This is a genomic window from Paraburkholderia sp. SG-MS1 (genome assembly GCF_012275575.1).
Taxonomy (GTDB): Bacteria; Pseudomonadota; Gammaproteobacteria; order Burkholderiales; family Burkholderiaceae; genus Paraburkholderia.
In genome coordinates this window covers 1-5,365 of sequence record NZ_NPIH01000095.1, presented here as the reverse complement: position 1 = coordinate 5,365, position 5,365 = coordinate 1, and the positions used below count along the sequence as shown (strand labels likewise).

Annotated in this window: 4 protein-coding genes; 3 read left to right on the top strand and 1 reads right to left on the bottom strand. The window is 65.9% G+C overall.

Annotated elements, in window-relative coordinates; all coding sequences use genetic code 11:
• The 3 genes from CIC12_RS06535 to def all read left to right on the top strand — a co-directional run.
• A partial coding sequence (locus CIC12_RS06535) for a cell division protein ZipA C-terminal FtsZ-binding domain-containing protein (protein WP_238812408.1) occupies positions 1-963 on the top strand: 963 nt, incomplete at its 5' end.
• A gap of 253 nt (positions 964-1,216) precedes the next feature.
• The gene (gene ligA, locus CIC12_RS06530) at positions 1,217-3,283 is read left to right on the top strand and encodes an NAD-dependent DNA ligase LigA (protein ID WP_168663269.1); all 2,067 of its coding nucleotides are present in this window, start codon (positions 1,217-1,219) and stop codon (positions 3,281-3,283) included.
• Positions 3,280-3,813 (top strand): peptide deformylase, encoded by a 534-nt coding sequence (def, locus tag CIC12_RS06525; RefSeq protein ID WP_121317534.1) that lies wholly within the window; start codon positions 3,280-3,282, stop codon positions 3,811-3,813. The genes ligA and def overlap by 4 nt, the downstream gene beginning before the upstream one ends.
• 159 nt (positions 3,814-3,972) lie before the next feature.
• Here the strand turns inward: def and CIC12_RS06520 are convergent.
• The coding region (locus CIC12_RS06520) for a pseudouridine synthase (protein ID WP_168663267.1) at positions 3,973-5,365 on the bottom strand (1,393 nt) is incomplete at its 5' end.

The following is a 5,365-nucleotide window of genomic DNA, read 5'->3' as shown; positions in this document are numbered from 1 at the left end:
GGCGTGGCCCACGCGGAAGGCGAGCATGTTCATCAAGCCGAGGCTGGTGAGGGCAAGCCGGCGCCGGTCGCTCACGATGCCGCTCGCGAGGATAACGAACGCGCCGAACCGATTCTGCCCGCCGCCACGACGATCTCGTCTGCGCCGCCGGCCATCGTCGATCGGCGGATCGACTGCATCGTGCCGATCCGTCTGAACGGCCCGGTTGCCGGCGACAAGGTGATTCCGCTCGCGCAGCGCCTGCGCCGCGCCGGCAGCAAGCCGGTGCATATCGAAGGCAAGCCCGAAGGCGGGGCGTGGGAGCTGCTGCAAAACGGCGCGCGCTATGAAGAACTGCGCGCGGCCGCGCAGCTCGCCAATCGCAGCGGCGCGCTCAACGAACTGGAGTTTTCGGAGTTCGTGACCGGAGTGCAGCAATTCGCCGACGCGCTCGATGCATCGCCGGAATTCCCGGACATGCTCGAAACGGTGGCAATGGCGCGCGAACTCGACGGGTTCGCCGCGCAGTGCGACGCGCAGCTGTCGATCAACGTGCTCTCCGACGGCGCGCCGTGGTCGGCAAACTACGTGCAGGCAGTAGCGTCGCAGGACGGCTTGCTGCTCTCGCGCGACGGCACGCGGTTCGTCAAACTCGACGCGCGCCAGAGCCCGGTGTTCATGCTGCAGTTCGGCGACACCAACTTCCTGCGCGACGACCTTACCTACAAGGGCGGCCAGATGATTACGCTGGTGCTCGACGTGCCGGTCGCCGACGAGGACATCCTGCCGTTCCGGCTGATGTGCGACTACGCGAAATCGCTGGCTGAGCGTATCGGCGGACGGGTGGTCGACGACGGCCGCCGTCCGTTGCCGGAAACCGCGCTGCTCGCGATCGAGAAGCAGTTGATGACGCTCTACGCGAAACTCGAACAGGCAGGAATTCCAGCGGGGTCGCCCGCCACCCGGCGCCTCTTCAGCCAGTAGCGGGCACGATTTTCCGGTGTCTCGACGGCCGCACGATGTGCGGCCGTCGTCGTTTGGGGCGCTGCGTGCGCAGGTCGCGACGCAGCGCGCGCGAGCCTGCAGGAACCGGCGCGCAGCGAAGCCGTAGCCCACTCGCGATCAATCCGCTGTCACGCTAAAACAAGCCCCGCATCCAGCCCATTCGGCCGATGTAAAGGGGCACGCTTCCTGCGATAATCCAATGTCCGAATTTCATCAAGAACCGTCAGAGAGCATGGCCAGAACTTCCGTCTCCCCCTCAGCAACCAGCGCTCCGGCCGAGCGCGCCGTGTGGCTGCGCGCGGAACTCGAACGCGCGAACTACGCGTACTACGTGCTCGACCAGCCGGACCTGCCGGACGCGGAGTACGACAAGCTGTTCAAGGAACTGGAGCGTATCGAGACGGAGCATCCGGACCTGATCGTGCCGGATTCGCCCACCCAGCGCGTGGGCGGCAAGGCGGCGAGCGGCTTCGAGCAGGTCGTGCACGACCTGCCCATGCTGTCGCTGAACAACGGTTTCGCCGATGAAGACATCGTCGCGTTCGACAAACGCGTCGGCGACGCGCTCGGCAGGAACGCGAGCGAGCCGCCGGTTCCGGTCGACTACGCGGCCGAGCTGAAGTTCGACGGCCTCGCCATCTCGCTGCGTTACGTCGACGGCGCGTTCGTGCAGGCGTCCACCCGCGGCGATGGCACCACCGGGGAGAACGTCACTGAAAACGTCCGCACGATCCGCTCCATCCCGCTCAAGCTCAAAGGCAAGCGCGTGCCGCACATCCTCGACGTACGCGGCGAGGTGCTGATGTTCAAGCGCGATTTCGAACGCCTGAACGAACGGCAGCGCGCGGCCGAGCAGAGGGAATTCGCCAATCCGCGTAACGCGGCGGCGGGCAGTTTGCGGCAGCTCGATTCGAAGATCACCGCGCAGCGGCCGCTGTCCTTTTTTGCTTATGGTATTGGCGTGCTCGACGGGATCGACATGCCCGCCACGCACAGCGAATTGCTCGACTGGTACAAGGAACTCGGCTTGCCGGTCAATAGCGAGCGGGCAGTGGTGCAGGGCGCCGAAGGCTTACTGGGGTTCTTTCACGCGGTCGGCGAAAAGCGCGACACGCTGCCGTATGACATCGATGGGGTGGTCTACAAGGTCAACCGGCGCGACGAGCAGGACGCACTCGGCTTCGTATCGCGCGCGCCGCGTTTCGCGCTCGCGCACAAGTTTCCCGCGCAGGAAGCGCTGACCCGGCTCGTCGCGATCGACGTGCAGGTCGGGCGGACCGGCGCAATCACACCAGTGGCACGCCTCGAACCGGTGTTCGTCGGCGGCGCGACCGTTACCAATGCCACGCTGCATAACGAAGACGAGGTGCGCCGCAAGGACATCCGCATCGGCGACACGGTGATCGTGCGGCGCGCCGGCGACGTTATTCCGGAAGTGGTGAGCGCGCTGCTCGAGCGCCGCCCGGCGGACGCCCGCGAGTTCGTGATGCCGACCCAGTGCCCGGTGTGTGGCTCGAACATCGAGCGGCTGCCCGACGAGGCGATCGCGCGCTGTACCGGCGGCCTCTTCTGTCCGGCGCAGCGCAAGCAGGCGCTGTGGCACTTCGCGCAGCGGCGCGCGCTCGACATCGACGGCCTTGGCGAGAAAATCATCGATCAACTGGTCGAGCAGAACTTGGTGCGCACGCCGGCCGATCTGTTCAATCTCGGCTTTGCGACGCTCGCGGAACTCGACCGCTTCGCCGACAAGTCCGCGCAGAACCTGCTCGATTCGCTCGAAAAGGCCAAGCACACCACACTGGCGCGCTTCATTTATGCGCTCGGCATCCGTCATGTGGGCGAATCGACGGCGAAAGATCTGGCCAAACATTTCGGTTCTCTGACGCCGATCATGGACGCGTCGGTCGAAGCGCTGCTCGAAGTCAACGACGTGGGGCCGGTGGTCGCCGAGTCGCTTCACCAGTTCTTCGCCGAAGAACACAACCGCACGGTGATCGAGCAACTGCGCGCGCCGGGCAAGGTGACATGGCCGGAAGGTCCGCCCGCACCGAAGGCGCCGCAAGGCCTGCTGGCCGGCAAGACGGTGGTGCTGACCGGCACGTTGCCGAACCTGTCGCGCGAAACGGCGAAGGAAATGCTTGAAGCGGCCGGCGCGAAGGTGGCGGGATCCGTGTCGAAGAAAACGGATTATGTGGTTGCGGGAGCCGACGCCGGCAGCAAGTTGGCGAAGGCCGAGGAACTCGGCATTCCCGTACTCGACGAAGATGGTATGCATCAGCTCCTGGAGGGGCAGTTATGATCCGCGAAATTCTCAAGATGGGCGATCCGCGTCTGCTGCGTATTGCTGATCCGGTCGATCACTTCGACACGCCCGAACTGCATGAACTCGTCAAGGACATGTTCGAGACCATGCATGACGCAAACGGCGCGGGCCTCGCCGCGCCGCAGATCGGCGTCAATCTGCAGGTGGTGATCTTCGGCTTCGGCAAGAACGAGCGCTATCCGGATGCGCCGCCGGTGCCGGAAACGGTGCTGATCAATCCGACCGTCACGCCGGTCTCGCTCGATATGGAGGAGGGCTGGGAAGGTTGTCTGTCGGTGCCGGGCCTGCGGGGCGCGGTGAGCCGGTTTTCGATGATCAAGTATCACGGCTTCGATCAGTACGGCAAGCCAATCGACCGGGTGGCAGAGGGTTTTCATGCGCGTGTCGTGCAGCACGAGTGCGATCACCTGATCGGCAAGCTGTATCCAATGCGGATCAACGACTTTGCGAAGTTCGGTTTCACCGAAGTGCTATTTCCGGATATGGATCCGAATAGCGACGATTGAAGCGGAGGCGATGTGCGTTGCGCGGTTGGCGCGTGCGACGCCCGGCCGCTGCGGTGAGCGGCATCGGCGCCGCCAATGAAAAACCCACGCATCTGCGTGGGTTTTTCATTGGGCTTGCGCCTGTCCAACTTCTGGGTCAGACAGACGCTCACAGCATCATCAGAACGACTCGTCCGCCGACAGATAGCGCCACTGGCCCGGCGGCAGCGCGCCCAGCATCACACGACCCATCCGCACGCGCTTCAGGCCGATCACTTCGAGGCCGACCAGTTCGCACATCCGGCGAATCTGGCGCTTCTTGCCTTCGCGCAACACGAAACGCAACTGCTCGCCGTTTTGCCACTCTACCTGCGCCGGTTTCAGCGGCACGTCGTCGAGCGACAGGCCGTGGCGCAGCAGTTCGAGGCTTTCGGGCGGGAAGTGGCTCTCGACGTCGACGGTGTGCTCGCCGTAAGCCACGCGCACCAGATACTCCTTGTCGATCTCCGAATGGCCGCCGATCAACTGCTTGGCGACGCGGCCGTCCTGCGTCAACACCAGCAGGCCCGTCGAGTCGATGTCGAGGCGGCCGGCCGGCGCGAGCTGGCGCAGATGCGCGACCGAGAAGCGGATTTCCGAATGGTCGCCTTCCCAGCGATTCTCCGGCGTGACCAGTGTGATGGCCGGCTGATACCCGTCTTCCGCCTGGCCCGAGACCAGACCGACCGGCTTGTGAATCAGCACCGTCACCTGGCTCGCTTGCGCGGCTTCGGCGGCGGGGTCGATCTCGACGCGCTGATCCGGACGGACCTTGGTGCCGAGCGTGTCGACGCGCTCGCCATCCACCAGCACCCAGCCTTTTTCTATCCACTCGTCGGCTTCGCGGCGTGAGCACAGGCCGAGTTCGGACATCAGTTTCGACAGACGCAGCATGCCTGGCGCGTCTTCGTAATCGCGACGCGGGATGCGCGGGGTGGCATCGGCACCGCTGTCGGCGTCACGGCGCTCGGTGCGTGCCGCTGGCGCCGGGCCGCGCGCCTTGTCGGCGCGTGCAGGCCGGTCGTGGCCGAAACGGCGGGGCGCGGACGGCAGGTTTTTGTCGACGCTGCGTGCGGGGCGTTTGCTGTGGTCACCGTCACGCGAGGGGCGGTCGCCGAATTCGTGTTTGGCTGGTGCCCGATCGGAGCGCTCGCCCCGGTCGTCTCGCGGTGCGCGTGCCGGACCGTCCGAACGGTCAGCGTTACCGCTTTTTACGGGTCTGGCGAAGCTGCGCCCGGATGAGCCGCGCTCACCTTCGAAACGGCGCGGCGTGCTGTCGGTACGTGGTCCCCGGTCGCTCCGGTCGCCGTTGCGGCGCTCTTGGGGAGCGCCACGGTCGCTGCCGAAACGGGGGCGATCGGAAGCGTCACGCTCGCGGCGCTCCGGACGTTCGGCGCGCGGGCCTGCATCCGACGGTCGGTTCGTGCCCGGGCGCGAACCGCTGAACGGACGGCGCTCGCCGTCGTCGCGACGCGGGGGACGGTCGCCGAAACTGTGCGGGGCGCGCTCGCCGCGATCACCGGCGCCTTCGGAG